This window comes from Brevundimonas sp. FV1ye7S (genome assembly GCF_058680995.1).
On record NZ_CM178726.1, the window covers coordinates 740936 to 759492 of the forward strand.

An 18557-nucleotide genomic window follows, 5' to 3' on the forward strand; every position below is an offset into this window, starting at 1 on the left:
AACCCCCAGCCTAGGCGGATATCGCTTAACCCGTCGCTAACGGCGCAACAGGAATCGTCCGATCACCCCGACAGCGGCGTTCAGCACCAGGCCCAGCAGGGTCAGACACAGGACGCCGGCCAGCATTTCCGCCGTGCGCAGGCGGTTGCCCGCCTCCAGCAGCCGCCAGGCCAGACCCTGTGTCGCGCCCGAGCCCGAGACGAATTCGGCCACCACGGCGCCGATGACCGCAAGGCCCGCCGCGACCCGCAGACCCTCCAGCGCGAACGGAAGGGCCGAGGGCAGGCGCAGCCGCCACAGTCTTTGCAGGGGCGTGGCGCCATACAGGTCGAACAGCCGCTCCAGGTCGGGATCGGCCGACTTCAGCCCGGTCAGAATTCCCGAGAACAGCGGGAAGAAGGCGACGACGGCCGCCAGGGCCACCACGGCCCGGTCGGCGTGGTCCAGCCCGGCCCAGATCAGCACCAGGGGGGCGACGGCCACGACCGGCGTGACCTGAAGCGCCACGGCCAGAGGCCGCACGGCCCGCTCCGCCGCCGGGTGCAGGGACACCGCCAGGGCCAGGCCCCCGCCGACCAGCCCGGCCAGGACCAGGGCCTGAACCGCCATGCCGAAGGTGATCCAGGCCGAGGCGGCCAGACGCGGCCCCGCCTCGGCCAGGGCCACGGCCACCGCGCTGGGCGGCGGCAGGAAATAGACGGGCAGGTCCAGCAGGCGACAGGCCGCCTCCCACACCGCCAGCAGCAGGACGGCCAGAAGCAGGGGCGGCCCCAGTTCCGCCAGGCGTCTCATGTCGTCGTCTCAAGGCGCATGGCCGCCTCCAGCGCGTCTGCGATCGCCTCGACCGTCTGGCGATAGGCGGGATCGGCGCGCCAGCGGGCGGGGCGGGGCAGGGGGCCGGGCGTCGGCAGGTCCGCGACGGGCCGCCCGGTCGCGGCGGCCAGCACCACGACCCGCTGGGCCAGATAGACGGCCTCCTCGACATCATGGGTGACGAAGACCATGGCGGGCCGGGGCTCGGCGGCTGCCCAAAGGGCGTGCAGATCCTCGATCAGGCGGCGGCGGGTGACGCTGTCCAGGGCGGCGAAGGGTTCGTCCAGCAACAGCAGGTCGGGGGCGGTGATCAGGGCGCGGGCCAGGGCGACGCGCATCGCCATGCCGCCGGACAGCTGCGACGGCCGGGCGTCCGGCCGGTCGCCCAGGCCGACGGCGCCCAGGGCCTGGGCCGCGCGTGAACGGGCCTGGGGTCGGGCCACGCCCGCCAGCTCCAGCGGCAGGGCGACATTGGTCAGGGCCTCGGCCCAGGGCATCAGGGTCGGGCTCTGGAAGACGAAGCCGGTGCGGCCGACCCCCAGGGCGCGGATCACCTCGCCCCGGCTGGGCGTCTGAAGCCCGGCCAGCAGGCGCAGGGTGGTGGACTTGCCGGCGCCCGAGGCCCCGACCAGGGCGACGATCTCGCCCCGCGCCACGCTCAGGTCGATGGGGCCAAGCGGGGCGCGGCCGGCAAGATCGACCGTCACCCCCCGCAGCGCGGCGATGGGATCAGCCACGGCCCGGCAGATAGTTGTCGGTGAAGGCCTCGCGCCAGTTCAGGCCGGGGTCGAACACCCCCGCCTGGCTGACCACCTCGAAGAAGGCCTGCCAGCGGTCGGCCGTCATGGCGCCCAGGCCGTATAGGGCGGCGTCGCCCCCGTCGACGATGGCGTTGTCGCGCAGCTTCTGCCGGGCCTGGTCCAGGATGGCCTGGGTCATTTCCGGATTGTCCTTGCGGATCAGGGCGTCGCCCGGCGCCGCATCGCCGCGCAGATAGTCGCGCCAGCCCTCGGCCGAGGCGGCGATGAAGCTGCGCAGGGCCGTGGCGTTGTCCCGCGCGAAGGCGTTGGGCGCCAGGATCATGGCGGCGTAGGAGGGATAGCCTTCGTCGGCCAGCAGGAAGACCTTGGGCTCGAACCCCGCCTCCTGCTCGATGGTGTAGGGTTCGCTGGTCAGATAGCCCTGCTGCACCGCCCGCTCGTCGGCCAGGAAGGGCGCCAGGTTGAAGGTGTATTTGCGCACCTGGTCGTCGGTGAAGCCGTATTTGGCCTTCAGCCAGACCCAGAAGGCGTTGATCGAGGCGTCGGCCAGAAGGAAGGGCCGGCCCTTCAGATCGGCGATGGTCTCCAGCGCGGGGTCCGGGTGGGCGATCAGGACCTGGGGATCCTTCTGGAAGAAGGCGGCGACGGCCTTAACGGGCGCCCCGGCCGCGACCAGGTTCATCGGGATGAAGCTGTTGGACCCCATGCCCAGTTCGACGGCGCCCGAGGCCAGCAGTTGCGGCACGTTCACGCCCGGCCCGCCCTGGACGATCTGGACGTTCAGGCCGCGCTTCTCATAGGCGCCGGTCGCCAGGGCCTGATAGAAGCCGCCCTGTTCGGCCTGAGCCCGCCAGTCGGTGGCGAAACGCAGCCGCACCCGGCCCTGTTCGTCCACCGGCGCCTCTGATCGATCGCAGGCGCGCAAGCCCAGCGCCGCCCCTCCGACCACGGCCGCGCCGCCCGCGAGCAGGGCGCGGCGACGGGTCAGCAGGCGATTCCCAAGCTGGATCATGGCCCTGCTTTACGAGGGGATGCAGGCCTTGGGAAGGCGGGGGTTCAGTTCTGATCCACGTCGGTCGCGGCCGTCTCGTCCTGCAGCTTGTAGCGGACGGGAACAACGCACCGGACGCCGGCCTCGAACCCCGGCGTGGCCTGGCTGGACTGCACCAGCCGCAGGGCGTCGACGCCGAAGGTGGCGGCCGGCTGGGCCTCGATCACCGAGACGTTGCCGATCTGGCCCCAGGGAGCGATGTCGAAGCGGATCAACGCCCAGCCCTCGATGGAGCGCTCGTTGAAGACGGTCGGAAATACGGGATTGGCCCGAACGGCGAACCGGTCTGCGACGGCCGGCGGGCATTGCTGCAGCGGGTCTTCACGCTGATCTTCCGGCGTCAGCGGCGGAGCCGCCAGGGTCCCGCCCGAGCGATAGAGATTGTAGACACAGCCGGTCCGGGCCGGTCCGGGCTGCATCCGGGTCTCGGCCGCCGCACGGCGAGCCTCGGAGTCCAGGTCTACGTCGCCGGACGAGCCGAGAGTCTCGACGTCGGTCGCGCGGCCATCGGCGTCGATGTTCCAGCGGGTCACGGACCAACTGCGGCCGCCGGGCGGGGGCTTGCGCCCTTTTTCAAAGTCGGGAAACACAACCGTGTCCGGTCGGCGGCCGCCGAACCGGTCGCCGCAGTCGGCGCCCTGTCCGCCCAGGCGTTTCGCCACGGCGTCGCGCAGGGCCCCGGTGGTCCGGGTGACGGCGAAATAGTTCAGCAGGTCCGGGACTTCCGCCTCGTCCAGTCGAACGCTGCGCCAGCGGATCGTCAGGCGGCAATCCTTGCGCGCTTGGGCGGGAAACCGCCAGGCGGCGAGGCCAGCCTGCAGGGTGTCGAAGGCTGCGGGGGCTGCGTCGGCGGGACGGATATCCATCGTGCGCCCATCCGACGCGACCGAGAAGGCCAGGATCGTCTCTGCGTCGGACACACCTCGTCGCGCGGACTGCTGCGCCGGCAGGGCTTCGCTGTAGAGGGGCTGAACCGCGAGGCCTTCGCACGTCGCTTCGGCCTGTGGCAGCTGCAGGATGGTGTTCTCGACCGACGGGGCCGGCCCGATCAGGGCGCCGGACCTGACGCTGATGGGCGAGGGCGTCGGTGGGGGCGGCCCCGCGTCCTGCAGCCGTGGGTCGGCCTTCGCCGAACCGGCCGTCGTTACGGCGCCGGCGGCCAGGATGCACAGGGCGGTCTGTAATGCGCGCATGACGATCTCCAACTGCACGGCATGGGTGCAGATGGGGCGGCGTCTGTCTAGCGTAAGTCTGTGAATTCGGCCCCAATTGAGCGAGGGGACGAAGCGTTCGGGAAACCCGTCGACTTCGTCCCCTCGCCAAGTCCGGGTTGGACTTGGCCGGCTGGGTCGGACCCTGGCCTCAGCGCCGTTTCGAGCGAACCCGAAAGGGCGGTCGGCTGTATCCTGTCGCGCTCCGGGTCTCTGGCGTTCCACGGCCTTGCGGCCGCGTCGTCCGTCGATCCCGATCCGGTTCCCCCGTCTTCGTCGATCCTGAGACCGTCAAAAGACCGGGGCCGTGGATCCCGCCTGACGCACGTTACGATCCGAAGATCGCCCGATCACGCCGGGTCGGAGAGCCGGGCCGGTTCGCTTGAGGCCGGGGTCTCCCCCGATTTCCGCGCCGCCGTGTCCCTCGGCCCGTTGACGTTCTCGCGAAACCCGGTATGAGGCAAGCGCCCGAACTCGCCCCGATGTGCACGATTGGCCCGGCGGCGGTGGACAAGCCTGTGAACATCGGTGGACGGATCAAATTCGCCTTGGCGTATCAGCGGTTTGTGTTGTCCACAGAAACGCGACGTCAGTGCGCGGCGGGCTTTGGGTAGCTGAGAACGCACAGGGCGCCGGGGGCGGCGTCGACGATGCTGAAGCGGCCGTGAAGCTGATCCGTCAGGCCGAGGACGATGCGCAGGCCCAGGCTGCGTCCCTTGGCGGGATCGAAGCCCGGCGGCGGTCCGGCGCCGTCGTCGCGCACCTCCAGGCGGCGTTCCGCCCCCTGCTCATACAGGCGGACGTGGATGCGGCCGGGACGGTCGGGGAAGGCGTGTTCCAGGGCGTTGTTGACGCATTCCAGCAGGATCAGGACGACCGGCGTGGCCTCGTCCGCCGTCAGGGCGTGCCGGGCTTCCTCGACCACGACGGCCACGTCGGTGCGGCCGGCGGCGTTCAGGGCGTCGCAGACCAGCCGGCGCGCCAGGTCGTCGAATGGCGCCGCCGCGCCGTCGGCGTCGAGCAGGCTGCGCTGCACATTGGCGATCATGGCGGTGCGCGCCGAGGCGTCGGAGAGGGCGCGACGGGCGGCGGGATCCTTCGACATCCCGGCTTCGAGCCGCAGCAGTGCGCTGACCACCTGGATATTGTTGGAGACGCGGTGCTGGACCTCTTTCAGCAGCAGGTCGCGGCTCTCGGCCAGGGCGGCGTTGCGCGCCACCTCGCGCCGCAGATTGTCGGTCGCGGAGTTCATGCCGATGATGAAGAAGATGTCGACGGCGATGACGAAGACGTAAAAAGCCAGGGCCATCCCCGTCGCCAAGCTCAAGTCGAAACCGGGCGCGCCGATCCAGAACCACCAGGCGCTGAGACCTGACAGGACGGCAGTCAGGATCGCGGGCCACAGTCCGGCGAAATAGGCCACGACCACCACGGCCGGGAAGAAGGTCAGATAGGGGAAGCCGGGCGGGAACCAGTCGGCCAGGGCCATGCGGATCCCGAGCGCCGTCAGCCAGATGCAGATCGCCAGACCATAGCCAAAGGGGGGGCGACGAAACAGGTCCGGGTTCAAAGGCTTACTTCTCCCCCAATGCCCGCATCACGCGGCGCTCAAGTCTCTGGAGGTAGGTGAAATCCCTCAGTCCTACAATCGGGAATTTTCCTTATGACTTCAGGCGTCCGTTGAGCCAGGCGCGGACGGCCCCCCGCGCCCCCCGCGCGGCCGGGCCGCCGAAATGCAGGAAGCCGTGGGGGACTTCCGGCACGCGGATCAGGTCGGCCTCGGACGCCTCGCCCCAGCGGGTCGCCATCAACAGGCTGTCCTCGAACAGCGGGTCGTATTCGCCGGCCAGGAACAGGGCGGGCGGCATGCCGGTCAGGTCGGCGTACAGGGGCGAGACGTCGGAACGGCGCAGGCCCGCCTCGTCGCGCTCGGGCGCCAGGCGGGCCAGGTCGGCCTGCATCGTGGGACCGTTGAACAGCAGGGTGTCGGGGTCGGCCGAGCGGACGCTTTCCGTGCCCGACAGGTCGAAGACGCCGTAGGTGAAGACGCAGCCCTTGACCAGGTCGATCAGCCCCTGGTCGCGCAGGGCCACGGCGGTCAGGGCCGCCAGATGGGCGCCGGCGGATTCGCCGGTCAGGAAGACGGTCGCCGCGCCCAGCCGGTCCACATTGGTCACGGTCCAGTGGGCGGCGGCCAGACAGTCGGATATGGCGGCCTCGATATAGATTCCGCGCCGCTCGGACAGCAGGCGATAGTCCACCGAGACGACGCAGAAGCCGTGGCGGGCCAGATGGGCGTTCAGCCGGTCGTTCAGCCCGGCGCTGCCCAGCACCCAGCCGCCGCCATGGATGTCCAGGATGACGGCGCGAGGCGGACCTTCGGGCCGCAGGATGCGCAAAGGGACGGGCTGGTCGCCTTCCGTCTGCACGATCTCGACCGTGACGCCGCGCTTGCGCAGGCGCGGCACGGTGATCGCCCCGGCCGCCGCGTCCAGCCACAGCGACAGCCGCTGCCCGGCGTCGATCCGCCAGGCGTCGGTGCGCAGGCGCGGCGCCCGGGCCAGGACAGCGTTGATCCGCCGCACGGCCGCCTGCTGGGCGGGGGCGAAATCGACGACATGGGTGCGCAGGGTCATGTCAGTGGAGTGGGTGACGGCGGGATTGGTTTCAAGAGGCGCCGGCGCCGGCCAACTCGCCAAACGCTGAAATCCGCCATAAGGTCGACGCCATGAAAAAGCTCACTCCGTTCGGCGTGCTTCTGATCTTCGGGCTGATCGGCCTGTTGACCAAGGATTTCGGCCTGTGGTTCGCCTTCGGCCTCGTCGCCTTCATCGCCGTGGGCGTCATGCAGAACCGCCGCAAGGGGCCTAAGCTCCCTACTGAAATGGATAGAGAGACGGAAGTATAGGCTGCGGTCTTCAATCCGCCAGAGGCGTATGCTTGGCTAGGATATAAAGGTCTTTGAGGATGCTACGGCTTCTGCTGGAAGACAACCTGAAGCGCCACGTTCTTGATCTGTGACCGATCAATCATGAGCAACGGAATGGCGGCCGCCCGAGCGATCACTTGGTGGTTGAGGTTGTCCTTGGTCGGTTGGAGTTTGAACGCCTGACAATTGCGTAGGGTCAGCGCCACGATCTGTTTGTCGGTATCCAAGGCGACGCCCTCGACTTCGCCTTCGTAGCCGATCCAGCCTTTCTCAGCCTCCATATCCGTCACGATATAGGCGGCGAGGTGTTTATCGTAATCTGGCTCGGGACTTAACTGGGTCAGAATGGCGGCCCAGCTTCCATAGAGAAACCGAAAAAGGGGCGTGGGCGGCTCAGGCGGATCGAGACGTCTTCGCTTGACGCTGACCTTCTCATCTTGATCGACCGTGTGACGAACTGCGGCATAGGCGGCGGCTGAGAGCGAAAGTAGCAGGGCTAGAAGGAAGCAGATTTCTAGGCCGAGATAGCGGTCCACCGCAGGGCGGGCCGATAGGAAATAGGCGTAGGGATTGGGATTCCAAGGAACTTCCAAAGGACTCCAAAACAGGCTGATGACGTCGTTCAGGGCGAATAGGCCTGCGCCTACGGCATGGGCCGCCAAGGCGCCGAAAATGACGACTGATAAGGCCGTGAACGAATTGGGCGCGGGTGGCGCTGGCGAGACCACCCCACCGTCGGACGTGTAGAGGGCGGCGAAGACAGCAAGCCCCGGCGCGAGAATGAACAGCGCCCAGGCTATGCCCAGAGTTATGGTCAAGCGTCAGCCGACGTCTTGATTTCCATCTTTACAGGGTCGGGCGTAGGGGCAGGAGAGGGCGGTGGAAGCACCACTACGCCGTCTGCGCGTCGATCACCCTTGGCGATGGCCGCAGACCAACTGCCATATTGTTCGATGATCTTCCGACCGGCCTGCAAAGTCTGTTCGGAAGCGATCTGCATCGACGACATGTCACTCTCCTCTGCTGGCAAGTCTACCATGATATGAGGGCGTGAGCACTGTATTTCCAGCCCTCACCCCGCCAGCGCCGCCTTCTTTTCTTCCAGCTCCAGCCATTCCAGTTCGGCGGATTCCAGGTCGGCGCGGGCCTTGTCGGCGGCCTTCATGGCGGCGTCGAAGGCCTTGGGATCGCGGGCGTAGAGGCCGGGGTCGGCCAGCGTCGCGTCGTGTTTGGCGATCTGGCCGGGCAGGGCGTCGATCAGGGCCTCCAGCTCCTTCAGGCGGTGGGCGTCCTTGAAGGTCAGCTTGCCGACCTTCTTGGCGGCGACGGCGGGGGGCGGGGCCTCGGCGGCGCGCTGGGCGGCGGCCTTGTCCTGAGGGCGGGGATTGGCGCCGGGGCGCAGGAAGCCGGGGTTCTGGCGGATGAAGTCGGTCCAGCCGCCGGGGGTCTCGACGATGTCGCCGCGGCCGTTGAGGGCCAGGGTCGAGGTGGACAGCCGGTCGATGAAGTCGCGGTCGTGGCTGACCAGGATCAGGGTGCCGTCATAGTTCTCGAGCAGCTCTTCCAGCTTGTCGAGCGTGTCCATGTCCAGGTCGTTGGTCGGTTCGTCGAGGATCAGCAGATTGGCCGGCTTGGCCAGGGCGCGGGCCAGCAGCAGGCGGTTGCGCTCGCCGCCCGACAGGGTCGAGATCGGCTGGCGCAGCTGGGCCTCTGAAAACAGGAAGTCCTTGGCGTAGGCGGCGACGTGTTTGGACACGCCGCGCACCAGGATGCTGTCGCCGCCGCCCGGCGTCAGGGCGTCCCACAGGGTCATGTCCGACTTCAGCCCCTCGCGCGACTGGTCCAGATAGACGGATTCCAGATTGGAGCCCATGCGGACGGTGCCCTCGTCCGGGGCCAGTTCGCCCAGCAGGGTCTTGACCAGGGTGGTCTTGCCCGCGCCGTTGGGGCCGACGACGCCCAGGCGGTCGCCGCGCATGATGCGGGTGGTCAGGTCCTTGAACAGGGTGCGGCCGGCGAAACCCTTGGACACGCCCTTGATCTCGGCGACCAGCTTGCCCGACGTGCCGCCGGAATCGACGCCCAGATACAGTTCGCGCGGGGCGTCCTTCATCTTTTCGGCGCGTTCGGCGCGCAGGGCGTCCAGCGAGCGGGCGCGGCCCTCGTTGCGGCTGCGGCGGGCGGTGATGGAGCTGTAGAAGGTGACGGTCTCGCGCTCGATGGTCTTGGTCAGGCGGCGCAGGGCCTCGGCTTCCTCGTCCTGCACCTTGGTCGACCATTCGTCGAACTCGACGAAGCCCTTGTTCAGGGTGCGGACGCGGCGGTTCTCCAGCCAGTGGACCGTATTGGTGACACGGTTCAGGAAGGCGCGGTCGTGGCTGACGACCAGCAGGGCGAACCGGGCCTGGATCAGCTCGTTCTCCAGCAGTTCGATGGCCAGGATGTCGAGGTGGTTGGTCGGCTCGTCCAGCAGCAGCAGGTCGGGCTCTTCGGCGAAGGCCTTGGCCAGGGCGGCGCGGCGGGTCTCGCCGCCGGACAGGCCTTGGGTGGATTTCTCGGGATCCAGGCCGAAGGTGGCCAGCCAGCTCTCGGCCGTCCAGGTCTCGGCCTCGCCGGACGAGGCGTAGTCCAGAAGGGTTTCGCCGGTGATGTCCGGTTCCTGCGGCACATAGGCGAAACGGACGGCGGACTGGACCGAACGGTCGCCGCTGTCGGGCTCGATCAGGCCCATGACCACCTTCATCAGGGTGGACTTGCCGGCGCCGTTGCGGCCGACGAGGGCCGCGCGGCTGCGCGGTTCGACCGCGAGGTCGACGCCGTCGAAGAGGGGGCGCTGGCCGTCCTGAAGGCGGACGTCCTTGAGTGCGACGAGGGGGGGTCTGGCTGCCATTGGCGGCCATATAGAGGAGGGACGGTCGATCCGCCACGGCCTTTGGGATTTGACAGATACCGTCCAGACGGTATGTAGCAGTCATGGACACCACGACACGCCGCCGCGCCCCCGACGACACCCGGGCCGAAATCATCGAAAAGGCGCTGGAAGTCGCCGCCGAACTGGGGGCGTCGGGCTTCACCCTGGATGCGGTGGCGGCGCGGACGACGGTCAGCAAGGGGGCCTTGCTGCACCATTTCCCCAGCAAGATCGCCTTGCTGGAGGGGATGATCGACCATCTGGGGGAAATGCACACTGACAGCGTCCTGGCCGAGGCGGCCCGGGACCCGGAGCCCTATGGCCGGAATGCGCGGGCCTATCTGCGGGCCACGGTGATCGAGCCCTTCACGCCTCAGGACATCAGCATCGGACGGGTTGTCATGGCCGCCTGCGCCATCGAACCCACACTGGTGCAACGCTGGAACGGCTGGATCGCCAAGGTGAAGATCGACGATCCCAGCGACCCGGTCGGCGCGGACGACGCATTGATGCTGAGGCTTATCGCGGACGGACTGTGGATGTCGGACATCTTCGGCACGCATGCGGTGTCGCTGGACCAGCGGCGGGCCCTGCTGTCGCTGCTGACGCCCGGCCATCTGATCACGGCCAACGAGGCGTGAGCCCCATAACCTGGGCCGCCCTGCTGGGGGCCATCGGGCTGGAGGTCGTGGGCACGACCCTGTTGCAGCAGAGCCAGCAGTTCACCCGGGTCTGGCCGACGGCGGGGATGGCGGTCTGCTACGGCCTAGCCTTCTATCTGCTGTCGGTCGCGCTGAAACAGATGCCGGTGGGGATCGCCTATGCGATCTGGAGCGGTCTGGGGGTGGTGGCGATCTCGGTGATCGGGGCGGTCGCGTTCCGCCAGAGGCTGGATTGGCCGGCGATCGCGGGCCTGGCGATGATCATCGGCGGGGTGGTGGTGATCAACCTGTTCTCAAAGACCGTCGGTCACTGAGCCGGGGGCCGTGGGCGAACGGAGAGACCTGTCGAAACAGGGATGCTATGGGCCGGTCCAAGTCGCGGCCGCCATCTGATCGCCGCATCCACCGATTAGGCGCGCCGTCCCATGATCCCCGTTCCGTCCCCGCTTCAGCCCTATTGGGAAACCAAGACCCTGGTCGAGATGTCCACGGCCGAGTGGGAGGGACTGTGCGACGGGTGCGGCCTGTGCTGCGTGATCCGGTTCGAGGACGAGGATTCGGGCGCGGTGATCCCGACGCGGGTCCACTGCAAACTGTTCGATTCCGCCGCCTGTACCTGCGCCGACTATGCGAACCGCAAGGCCCAGGTGCCGGACTGCATCAAGCTGACGCCGCACAATATCCAGGCCCTGGCGTGGATGCCCAAGTCCTGCGCCTATCGCCGGCTGCACGAGGGGCGGCCGCTGGCGGCCTGGCATCCGCTGGTCTCGGGCGATCCGGAGACGGTGCATACGGCCGGGGTGTCGGTGCGGGGGCAGACGATCTCGGAACTGTCGCTGGCCGAGCCGGAGGATGCGCTGGATTTCGAGGCGCCGGAGTGGGCGGTCGAACGCGGGTAGAGGCTTTTTGCTGGCCTATCGCGCTTCGCGCTGCTTGAGGCCGCGCTTCTGGGCCTATCGCGCTTTGCGCTGCTTGAGGCCACGTTTCTGGGCCTACCGCGCTTCGCGCTGCTTGAGGCCGGTTATGTCAGGCTTTCGGCGTCAACTGTTACAATGACGCTGGTCCAAATCGCTTAAATACAAACGCTTATGCTTTTCTCGGGGCGAGTTTCCAGCCTGAGGACGCTGGTGCGCTATGGTTTGGGCATGGCGGGAAAAGGCGAAGAGACGGGAACGGGCGGCCGCTGGCTGGCGGCCCTGTTCGAACGGCTGAAGACGGCGGTCGAGCGTGCGACCGACATGATCTGCAGCGAGGAACCCGAGACCCTGGATGAGGCGGAAAAGCTGGCGCGTCGCGCCGGGGTGATCGCGCGCGCCGCCAAGCTGGTGGATGCGATCCGGCCGCGCGTCGAGGCCGAAGACAGCGAAGAGGACGAGATGGGTGGACGGATCTACGACCCCGAAGAGGACGAGCGACTGCGACGCGAGTTGGCCGCTAACTGCGATCGGATCGAAGCGATCATCGAGAGCAAGCGAGATCGACAAGCTGGATGGGGCCATACTGAGACGGGAGGCCCGCAAGGCTCTGGTGAACGATCACCAGATCGAACCGCCTAAGCCCGGCTGGTCCACCTGGCTTTTGCTGGGCGGGCGGGGATCGGGGAAGACCTTCGCCGGGTCGGTCTGGATCGACACCCTGGCGCGCAAGTCCAAGGTCGATCTGGCCCTGGTCGGCCCCGCCCTGCACGATGTGCGCGAGGTGATGGTCGAGGGCGTATCAGGGATCAAGGCCCTGGCCGAACCGGGCGACCGGCCGCGCTGGGAGGCGGGGCGGCGGCGCTTGCTGTGGAAGAACGGATCGGCCGCCTACGCCTTTTCGGCGGAGGATCCGGACAGTCTGCGCGGGCCGCAATTCCACGCCGCCTGGGCCGACGAGTTCTGCGCCTGGCGCAAGCCCGAGGCGGTGCTGTCGAACCTGAGATTCGGCCTGCGTCTGGGCGATGATCCCAGGCTGGCGGTGACGACGACGCCCCGGCCGATCCCGGCGCTGCGGCGGCTGATGGCCGAGGCGGGGACGCGGGTGGATCGGGCGGCCACGGCCCTGAACGCCAAGAATCTGCCGCCGGGCTTTCTGGCCCATCTGACCGATGTGTACGGCGGGACCCGGCTGGCGGCGCAGGAGCTGGAGGGGCAGGTGGTCGAAGGCGAGGGCGCCCTGTTCGGGGTCTAGGATCTGAAACGGGCGCGGGGAAGCCGGCCAGCCGAGCTGGACCGGGTGATCGTGGCGGTCGATCCGCCGGCGAGCGCGCACGGCGACGCCTGCGGCATCGTGGTGGCGGGACGCAAGGACCGACGGGCCTTCATCCTGGCCGACCGGACGGTGCGGGGACTGTCGCCCGGCGGCTGGGCGGCGGCGGTGTGTCGGGCGGCGCGGGATTTCGACGCGCAGGAGGTGGCGGCCGAGGCCAACCAGGGCGGGGAGATGGTGCGCAACGTCCTGAGACAATCCGACTGTCCGGCGCCGGTCGAACTGCTGCACGCCTCGCGGTCCAAGGCCGCGCGGGCCGAGCCGGTGGCCCTGCTCTATGAGCAGGGGCGGGTGGTGCATTGCGGGGACTTCCCGGCCCTGGAGGAGGAGATGCTGGCCCTGGGGTGCGACGGCGGGCCGAGCCCGGACCGGGCCGACGCCCTGGTATGGGCGGTGTCGCGGCTGATGCTGGGGAAGGCGGCGGAGGGGCCGAGGATCCGGCGGTTGTGAGGCGTTGGTTTCTCCCTCCCCCTGCGGGGGAGGGGGGCGGCGAAGCCGCCGGGTGGGAGCGGCAGGGGACGATGGGATGGCGTGGGGGATGCGGTGCGCGGCCCTTCCCACCCGGTCTCGCCTCCGGCTCGACCCCCCTCCCCCGAGAGGGAGGGAGAGTCAGCGTGTGTCGGCATGACGCCGCTTTTCAGGGAGAGTGTGATGGTTTCGATCCGGTGGCCGTTCGGCCAGGGCGGGCGCGGGCGTGCGCCAAATCGGGGGGCGCCTGAAGAGAAGGCCAGTCGGGCGGCGGTGCTGCTGTCGGGCGTGGGGCGGGCGCGGTGGACGCCCAACGACTACGCCAGCCTGGCGCGCGAGGGGTATCAGAAGAATGCGGTGGCCTATCGCTGTATCCGGATGATCGCGGAGGCGGCGGCCTCGGCGCCCTTTGCGGTCTTTGTCGAGGGGGTGCGGGACGAGGCCCATCCGTTGGCGCGGCTGATCCGCCGGCCCAATCCCGAACAGTCGGGGGCGGAGCTGATGGAGGCGGTCTATGGCGCGCTGCAGGTGTCGGGCAACGCCTGGGTCGAGGCGGTCGGGGACGAGGCCCCGGAGGAGCTGTGGGCGCTGCGGTCGGACCGGGTGAAGGTGGTTCCCGGCCGGTCGGGCTGGCCCGAGGCGTGGGAGTATTGCGTCGACGGGCGGTCGGCGCGGATCGGGCGGGCCGCCGACGGCTGGGCGCCGGTGATGCAGCTGAAGCTGTGGCATCCGCTGGACGACTGGTACGGGCTGTCGCCGCTGGAGGCGGCGGCGCAGGGGGTGGACGCGCACAATGCGGCGGGGGCCTGGAACAAGGCCCTGCTGGACAATGCGGCGCGGCCGTCGGGCGCGCTGGTCTATGGGGCGCAGAAGGGCGAGCGGCTGACGGACGGGCAGTTCGAGGCGCTGAAGGATCAGCTGTCGTCCGCCTATTCCGGAACCGAGAACGCCGGGCGGCCGATCCTGCTGGAGGGCGGGATGGACTGGAAACCGCTGAGCCTGACGCCGGCCGAGATGGATTTCGTCGCCGGCAAACATGCGGCGGCGCGCGAGATCGCCCTGGCCTTCGGGGTTCCGCCGCAGCTGCTGGGGATACCGGGCGACGCGACCTACGCCAACTATCGCGAGGCCAACACCGCCTTCTGGCGACAGACGGTCGTGCCTCTGGTGCGCAAGGCGGCGGGGGCGATGACGGGCTGGCTGGGCGGGCGGTTCCCCGGCTGCGAGGTGCGGGCTGACCTTGAGGCCGTGCCGGCCCTTCAGGCCGAACGCGACAGTCTGTGGGCGCGGCTGGAGGCGGCGAGTTTTCTGACGAACGAGGAGCGGCGACGGATGGCGGGGGTAGGCGAATGAGCGATGCGGTGAAGAAGGCCGTCGCGGCCCTGATCGCCGCCCTGGCGGTGCAGACGGTCGGGGGGCTGGTCTGGGCGGGGGGCGCGGCGGCGCGGATCGCGACCCTGGAACAGAGGGTGGGGGAGCAGAGGCTGGTGGCCGAACGGCTGGCGCGGCTGGAGACGCAAGGGGAGGCGACGGCGGCGGCGGTGGAGCGGATCGAGCGGAGGCTGGAGGGCGGATGAGAAGTGAGAGGGGGTTTCTCCCTCCCCCTGCGGGGGAGGGGGGTCGCGAAGCGACCGGGTGGGGACGGCAGGGCAAGGCCGCACAGACGGGGAATGCATCGCCTGGCCCTTCCCACCCGGTCTCGCCTGCGGCTCGCCCCCCCTCCCCCGCGGGGGGAGGGAGAGGCGGCGGGTCGCTGGTGATCGAAGGCTACGCCTCGCTGTGGGGCGTGGCGGATCTGAACGGGGATGTGGTGCAGGCGGGGGCGTTTGCGGACAGTCTGGCGAAGACGGGCGCCGAGGGGGTGCGGATGCTGAGCCAGCACGACGCGCGGGCGCCGGTCGGGACCTGGGACACGATCATCGAGGACGCGCGCGGCCTGTTCGTGCGCGGACGGATCGCGGACTGGTCGCCCGAAGCCCGCTTCGCCGCCGCCTTGAGCCGGGCGGGGGCGATGGACGGGTTGTCGATCGGATACCGGACGGCGCGGGCGCGGCGTCAGGGCCGGCTGCGGGTGCTGAGCGGGGTGGAACTGTGGGAGGTGTCGCTGGTGACCTTCCCGATGCTGCCGGGCGCGCGGTTTAGGGCGGTGGGCCCATGACGGGGTTCGACCCGTTGCGGACATTTAGAAATGCCAGCGGCTATTCCAGTTTCCGCCTGCCACAAAAGCCTTTCGTCCACTAGGAAGCACGGTCCAGCGACCGAAGAGATAGGCTTCGGTGTCCAGCGGCTCACGATCAAAAGTACCTGTGCAGCTGGTTTCAGTCGCATAGACAGGTGTCGCCTCCGATGCGCCGGGCAGAAATGCTGCGCCAATAAGGCTTTGACCTAACAGGTGTGAATATTCATTCACAATATAGCGCTGTTCAAGTCTAAATTGCTCCACTTCCGGACCGTGATTTCGAAAGCGAACTTCGAGAATTTCGAAGTCATCGAGACCTATGGGGACAGGGCGTTCTTCGAAGATGACCGTATCGTGCCCGATGCGACAAGCGTCCGCCACGCCGGGAACCGCTACGAGAAACGGTATGGCGACAATGATGGAGAGCAGATGGTCGCGTCGCATCGAACGAATTTCGCACAGGCTACTTCCGCAAACCACCCCTAGCGGTCGATGGCGACGATCGCTTTCCGGCTCCGCGTTAAAGGGCTCCTTCCGGCGCCGAGGCCCATGGCCGAAATCGACCCGTTGCGGACCTCGCCCTAGCGCGGCTGGATCAACGGATCACCTTCAAACCCCAATGTGTTCCATACCTGCCTTATGTAGCGATAAGCCCTCTCGCGGTCTTCTGTGGCGAACAGATCAACTTCGTTGATAGCTTTCGCGACGAGTCCTCGAACCTCGCCGTCACTTACCGGACCATCGGGTCGAGCAAGAAGCGCGTCGATGAGGTTATTCACGGCGGCATTGAGGGGGGCGACGTCCTCAGGCAGATCGGCGCCCGTGTAGCCAGACAGCAGGTCCGGTTGGAATTTGTTCTGCGCGCGAAGTTCGACCAGCTCAGCGCGGTTGTCATGGGTTAAGCTGTGCGGCTCATCAGCGACTGCAGCTTGGCATGCCAACAGTGAGATGCTGCACAACGTGGCAGCCAATAAATGGAGCGTTTGAATGATCGTTGCCATCGGGAGACGATAACACGGGAATGTCCCCTTCCCACCCCTCTCAGACATTCCGGGTGTCCGGGGGGCTAGGGTCACGGTCGTTCGCGGCGGACGACGGCCTGGGGCGACTCGGCGGCTTCAGCTTTCGGGCGCGGCGGCTTCGATTTCGGTCTGGAGCGCCTGCATCTCGGCGGTGATGGCCTGCATTTCCGCAGTGCATTCGTCGGATGAGATGGTGGCGGCGCGCGGGGACGCCTTGCCCTTGTCATAGGCGTCCCGGAAGAAGGCCGCTGCGGCCTTCTTGTCCGGGTCGTCGGTCTCGGCGGTCATCGAGGCGCGGATCCGAGCCCCGATTTCGGGCGGGAACTGACGTTCGCACGTCCCCAGGGTTTCGAACATGCGGGTCATGCCGGCGAAGACCTTGCTGACCTGCGCGGCCTGTTCGGGCGGCAGGGTGGAGACGTCCGGCGGGGTTTGAAACGCCAGAGCGCCGGAAAAGGCCAGAACAAGACTGAACATGCGTGAAACTCCCCGATCTGACCGGGGCGTAGCATGCTTTTTGACGGGCGGCAGCCGTCAATCACAGGTTTCGGGCGAGCCCGGATCACAAGGCGCCGACGACGGGCGCATTCAACGGAGACATCATGAAAGAGACCAAACAGGCTTCCGGCTCGCCCATTCTTGCGGGTTCTGGGGCGCAGGCTGTCGTGCGCGAGATGATGGCGGCGTTCGAGGCGTTCAAAGGGGCGAACGACGCCCGGCTGGGCGAGATCGAGAAGAAGGCGGCGGCCGATGTGCTGCTGGAGGAGAAGGTGGCGCGCATCGACCAGGCGGTGGCGTCGGCGCAGGCGCGGCTGGATCGGGTGATGAGCCAGACCAGGCGTCCGACTATCGGCGGCGAGCCGGTCGAGCCGGCGAGCGCGCCGGAGGCGAAGGCGGCGTGGGACGGGTATCTGAAGACCGGCCACTCGCCTCAACTGGCTGGCGCGCTGGAGGTCAAGGCGGGGCTGTCGGGCGGGGCGACCTCGGGCGGCTATGTGGCGCCGTATGAGACCGAGCGGGCCATCGAGCGACGGCTGATGGCGGCCTCGCCGATGCGCGAGATCGCCACGGTGCGGACAGTGGCGGCGGGTGTGTTCAGAAAGCCGGTGTCGACGGCGGGCGTGGCCTGCGGCTGGGTGGCGGAGACGGCGGCGCGGCCCGAGACGGACCCGGCGACCCTGGCCCTGCTGGAGTTCCCCTCGGCCGATCTGTACGCCAATCCGGCGGCGACCCAGGCGTTGCTTGACGACGCCATGGTCGATCTGGACGAATGGCTGGCGGCCGAGGTCGAGGACGCCTTTGCGGCCCAGGAGACCCAGGCCTTCGTCAACGGCGACGGGGTGAACAAGCCCAAGGGCTTCCTGACCTATCCGACCGTGGCGGACGGGGACCAGACCTGGGGTCAGATCGGTTCTGTGGCGTCGGGCGCGGCGGGCGGGTTCGCCCCGACCAGTCCGGCGGACCGGCTGATCGACCTGGTCTATGCACCCAAGGCCCAGTACCGGCCGAACGGGCGGTTCGTGATGAACCGCAAGACGGTCTCGGCCGTGCGCAAGTTCAAGGACGCGGACGGCAACTACATCTGGCAGCCGGCGACGCGGCTGGGCGAGACGGCGTCGCTGCTGGGCTATCCGGTCACCGAGATCGAGACCATGCCGGATGTGGCGGCCAACAGCCTGTCCATCGCGTTCGGGGACTTCCAGCGGGGGTATCTGATCGTGGACCGGGCGGGGGTGCGGGTGCTGAGGGACCCCTATTCGGCCAAGCCCTATGTGCTGTTCTACACCACCAAGCGCGTCGGCGGCGGGGTGCAGAACTTCGACGCGGTGAAGGTGATGAAGTTCAGCGCGGGGTGATCGTGACGCTCGTTTCTCCCTCCCCCTGCGGGGGAGGGCAGGCCGCGTGAGCGGCCGGGTGGGGGCGGCGGGGAAACCGAGTCCGGGTCGCCTGGCCCGCCCCACCCCGTCGCTGCGCGACGCCCCTCCCCCGTGGGGGAGGGAGAGTTCTGAATTCGAAGGGGGAGATCTGCATGGCGCAGCCGGTGACGGTGGCGGAGGCGAAGCTGTTTTTGCGGGTCGAGCACGAGGCGGAGGATGGTCTGATCCAGACCCTGATCGCGGCGGCCCAGGCGCGAGTGGAGGGGGATGTGGGGCTGAGCCTGACCTCCACCTCGCCGGCGGGGTTGCGGCTGGCGATCCTGATGCTGGTGCTGCGGGCCTATGAGCGGGGGGACGCCGAGATTCAGGTGGAGCCGGTCGATGACTGGGTCGCGCCGTATCGCGTGGTGCGGCTGTGAGCGCCGG

Annotated in this window: 24 protein-coding genes; 12 read left to right on the top strand and 12 right to left on the bottom strand. The window is 68.4% G+C overall.

What is annotated here, in order from left to right:
* Positions 1–36 precede the first annotated feature (36 nt).
* From ACW18C_RS03480 to ACW18C_RS03505, 6 genes are all read right to left on the bottom strand, one after another.
* Positions 37–792, bottom strand: a complete 756-nt coding sequence (locus ACW18C_RS03480) for an ABC transporter permease (protein ID WP_492072809.1) — start codon at positions 790–792, stop codon at positions 37–39.
* Positions 789–1550, bottom strand: coding sequence for an ABC transporter ATP-binding protein (locus ACW18C_RS03485; protein WP_492072810.1), 762 nt, complete (start codon positions 1548–1550; stop codon positions 789–791). The genes ACW18C_RS03480 and ACW18C_RS03485 overlap by 4 nt, the downstream gene beginning before the upstream one ends.
* Positions 1543–2586, bottom strand: a complete 1044-nt coding sequence (locus tag ACW18C_RS03490; RefSeq protein ID WP_492072811.1) for an ABC transporter substrate-binding protein — start codon at positions 2584–2586, stop codon at positions 1543–1545. The genes ACW18C_RS03485 and ACW18C_RS03490 overlap by 8 nt, the downstream gene beginning before the upstream one ends.
* 44 nt (positions 2587–2630) lie before the next feature.
* The gene (locus ACW18C_RS03495; RefSeq protein WP_492072813.1) at positions 2631–3818 is read right to left on the bottom strand and encodes a TonB family protein; all 1188 of its coding nucleotides are present in this window, start codon (positions 3816–3818) and stop codon (positions 2631–2633) included.
* 607 nt (positions 3819–4425) lie between these two features.
* Positions 4426–5406, bottom strand: coding sequence for a sensor histidine kinase (locus tag ACW18C_RS03500; protein ID WP_492072814.1), 981 nt, complete (start codon positions 5404–5406; stop codon positions 4426–4428).
* 91 nt (positions 5407–5497) lie between these two features.
* Positions 5498–6535 carry an alpha/beta hydrolase gene (locus ACW18C_RS03505; protein WP_492072815.1) on the bottom strand — a complete coding sequence of 346 codons (1038 nt, stop codon included), beginning with the start codon at positions 6533–6535 and terminating at the stop codon, positions 5498–5500.
* 29 nt (positions 6536–6564) lie between these two features.
* Here ACW18C_RS03505 and ACW18C_RS03510 point away from each other — a divergent pair, with 29 nt between their 5' ends.
* Positions 6565–6744: a hypothetical protein gene (locus tag ACW18C_RS03510; protein WP_292150179.1), complete on the top strand. Its 180-nt coding sequence runs from the start codon at positions 6565–6567 to the stop codon at positions 6742–6744.
* Positions 6745–6806: 62 nt separating this feature from the next.
* On the opposite strand, the gene ACW18C_RS03515 is transcribed toward ACW18C_RS03510, so the two are convergent.
* From ACW18C_RS03515 to ACW18C_RS03525, 3 genes are all read right to left on the bottom strand, one after another.
* Positions 6807–7583 carry a hypothetical protein gene (locus tag ACW18C_RS03515; RefSeq protein ID WP_492072817.1) on the bottom strand — a complete coding sequence of 259 codons (777 nt, stop codon included), beginning with the start codon at positions 7581–7583 and terminating at the stop codon, positions 6807–6809.
* On the bottom strand, positions 7580–7774 hold the full coding sequence (locus ACW18C_RS03520; protein ID WP_292150176.1) for a hypothetical protein: 195 nt from the start codon (positions 7772–7774) through the stop codon (positions 7580–7582). Before ACW18C_RS03520 ends, ACW18C_RS03515 begins: the two co-directional genes overlap by 4 nt.
* Positions 7775–7837: 63 nt before the next feature.
* On the bottom strand, positions 7838–9655 hold the full coding sequence (locus ACW18C_RS03525; protein ID WP_492072819.1) for an ABC-F family ATP-binding cassette domain-containing protein: 1818 nt from the start codon (positions 9653–9655) through the stop codon (positions 7838–7840).
* 83 nt (positions 9656–9738) lie between these two features.
* Here ACW18C_RS03525 and ACW18C_RS03530 point away from each other — a divergent pair, with 83 nt between their 5' ends.
* The 9 genes from ACW18C_RS03530 (at position 9739) to ACW18C_RS03570 (ending at position 15211) form a co-directional block, all read left to right on the top strand.
* Positions 9739–10317, top strand: coding sequence for a TetR/AcrR family transcriptional regulator (locus tag ACW18C_RS03530; protein ID WP_492072820.1), 579 nt, complete (start codon positions 9739–9741; stop codon positions 10315–10317).
* A complete protein-coding gene (locus tag ACW18C_RS03535) occupies positions 10314–10652 on the top strand; it encodes a DMT family transporter (RefSeq protein ID WP_492072821.1) in 339 nt (112 codons plus the stop codon). The genes ACW18C_RS03530 and ACW18C_RS03535 overlap by 4 nt, the downstream gene beginning before the upstream one ends.
* A gap of 111 nt (positions 10653–10763) precedes the next feature.
* A complete protein-coding gene (locus tag ACW18C_RS03540) occupies positions 10764–11237 on the top strand; it encodes a YcgN family cysteine cluster protein (RefSeq protein WP_008259885.1) in 474 nt (157 codons plus the stop codon).
* A 228-nt stretch (positions 11238–11465) separates the two neighbouring features.
* Positions 11466–11894, top strand: a complete 429-nt coding sequence (locus ACW18C_RS03545; RefSeq protein ID WP_492072822.1) for a hypothetical protein — start codon at positions 11466–11468, stop codon at positions 11892–11894.
* Positions 11866–12507 carry a terminase large subunit domain-containing protein gene (locus ACW18C_RS03550; RefSeq protein WP_492072824.1) on the top strand — a complete coding sequence of 214 codons (642 nt, stop codon included), beginning with the start codon at positions 11866–11868 and terminating at the stop codon, positions 12505–12507. Before ACW18C_RS03545 ends, ACW18C_RS03550 begins: the two co-directional genes overlap by 29 nt.
* A 51-nt stretch (positions 12508–12558) precedes the next feature.
* The gene (locus ACW18C_RS03555) at positions 12559–13035 is read left to right on the top strand and encodes a phage terminase large subunit family protein (protein ID WP_492072825.1); all 477 of its coding nucleotides are present in this window, start codon (positions 12559–12561) and stop codon (positions 13033–13035) included.
* Between the two features lie 201 nt (positions 13036–13236).
* Positions 13237–14406 (top strand): phage portal protein, encoded by a 1170-nt coding sequence (locus ACW18C_RS03560; RefSeq protein ID WP_492072827.1) that lies wholly within the window; start codon positions 13237–13239, stop codon positions 14404–14406.
* Positions 14403–14630 carry a hypothetical protein gene (locus tag ACW18C_RS03565; RefSeq protein WP_008260383.1) on the top strand — a complete coding sequence of 76 codons (228 nt, stop codon included), beginning with the start codon at positions 14403–14405 and terminating at the stop codon, positions 14628–14630. Before ACW18C_RS03560 ends, ACW18C_RS03565 begins: the two co-directional genes overlap by 4 nt.
* Positions 14631–14809: 179 nt before the next feature.
* Complete coding sequence (locus ACW18C_RS03570; RefSeq protein ID WP_492072828.1) at positions 14810–15211, top strand: HK97 family phage prohead protease; 402 nt, start codon at positions 14810–14812, stop codon at positions 15209–15211.
* Between the two features lie 24 nt (positions 15212–15235).
* Here the strand turns inward: ACW18C_RS03570 and ACW18C_RS03575 are convergent, their stop codons facing one another.
* The 3 genes from ACW18C_RS03575 to ACW18C_RS03585 form a co-directional block, all read right to left on the bottom strand.
* A complete protein-coding gene (locus tag ACW18C_RS03575) occupies positions 15236–15676 on the bottom strand; it encodes a hypothetical protein (protein ID WP_492072830.1) in 441 nt (146 codons plus the stop codon).
* Between the two features lie 137 nt (positions 15677–15813).
* The gene (locus ACW18C_RS03580; protein WP_492072832.1) at positions 15814–16233 is read right to left on the bottom strand and encodes a DUF4844 domain-containing protein; all 420 of its coding nucleotides are present in this window, start codon (positions 16231–16233) and stop codon (positions 15814–15816) included.
* 117 nt (positions 16234–16350) lie between these two features.
* Positions 16351–16731, bottom strand: coding sequence for a hypothetical protein (locus ACW18C_RS03585; protein ID WP_492072833.1), 381 nt, complete (start codon positions 16729–16731; stop codon positions 16351–16353).
* A gap of 125 nt (positions 16732–16856) precedes the next feature.
* On the opposite strand from ACW18C_RS03585, the gene ACW18C_RS03590 reads away from it, so the two are divergent.
* Together ACW18C_RS03590 and ACW18C_RS03595 are read left to right on the top strand one after the other, a co-directional pair.
* Positions 16857–18110 (top strand): phage major capsid protein, encoded by a 1254-nt coding sequence (locus tag ACW18C_RS03590; RefSeq protein WP_492072834.1) that lies wholly within the window; start codon positions 16857–16859, stop codon positions 18108–18110.
* A 173-nt stretch (positions 18111–18283) separates the two neighbouring features.
* On the top strand, positions 18284–18550 hold the full coding sequence (locus ACW18C_RS03595) for a head-tail connector protein (protein ID WP_492072835.1): 267 nt from the start codon (positions 18284–18286) through the stop codon (positions 18548–18550).
* Positions 18551–18557 lie beyond the last annotated feature (7 nt).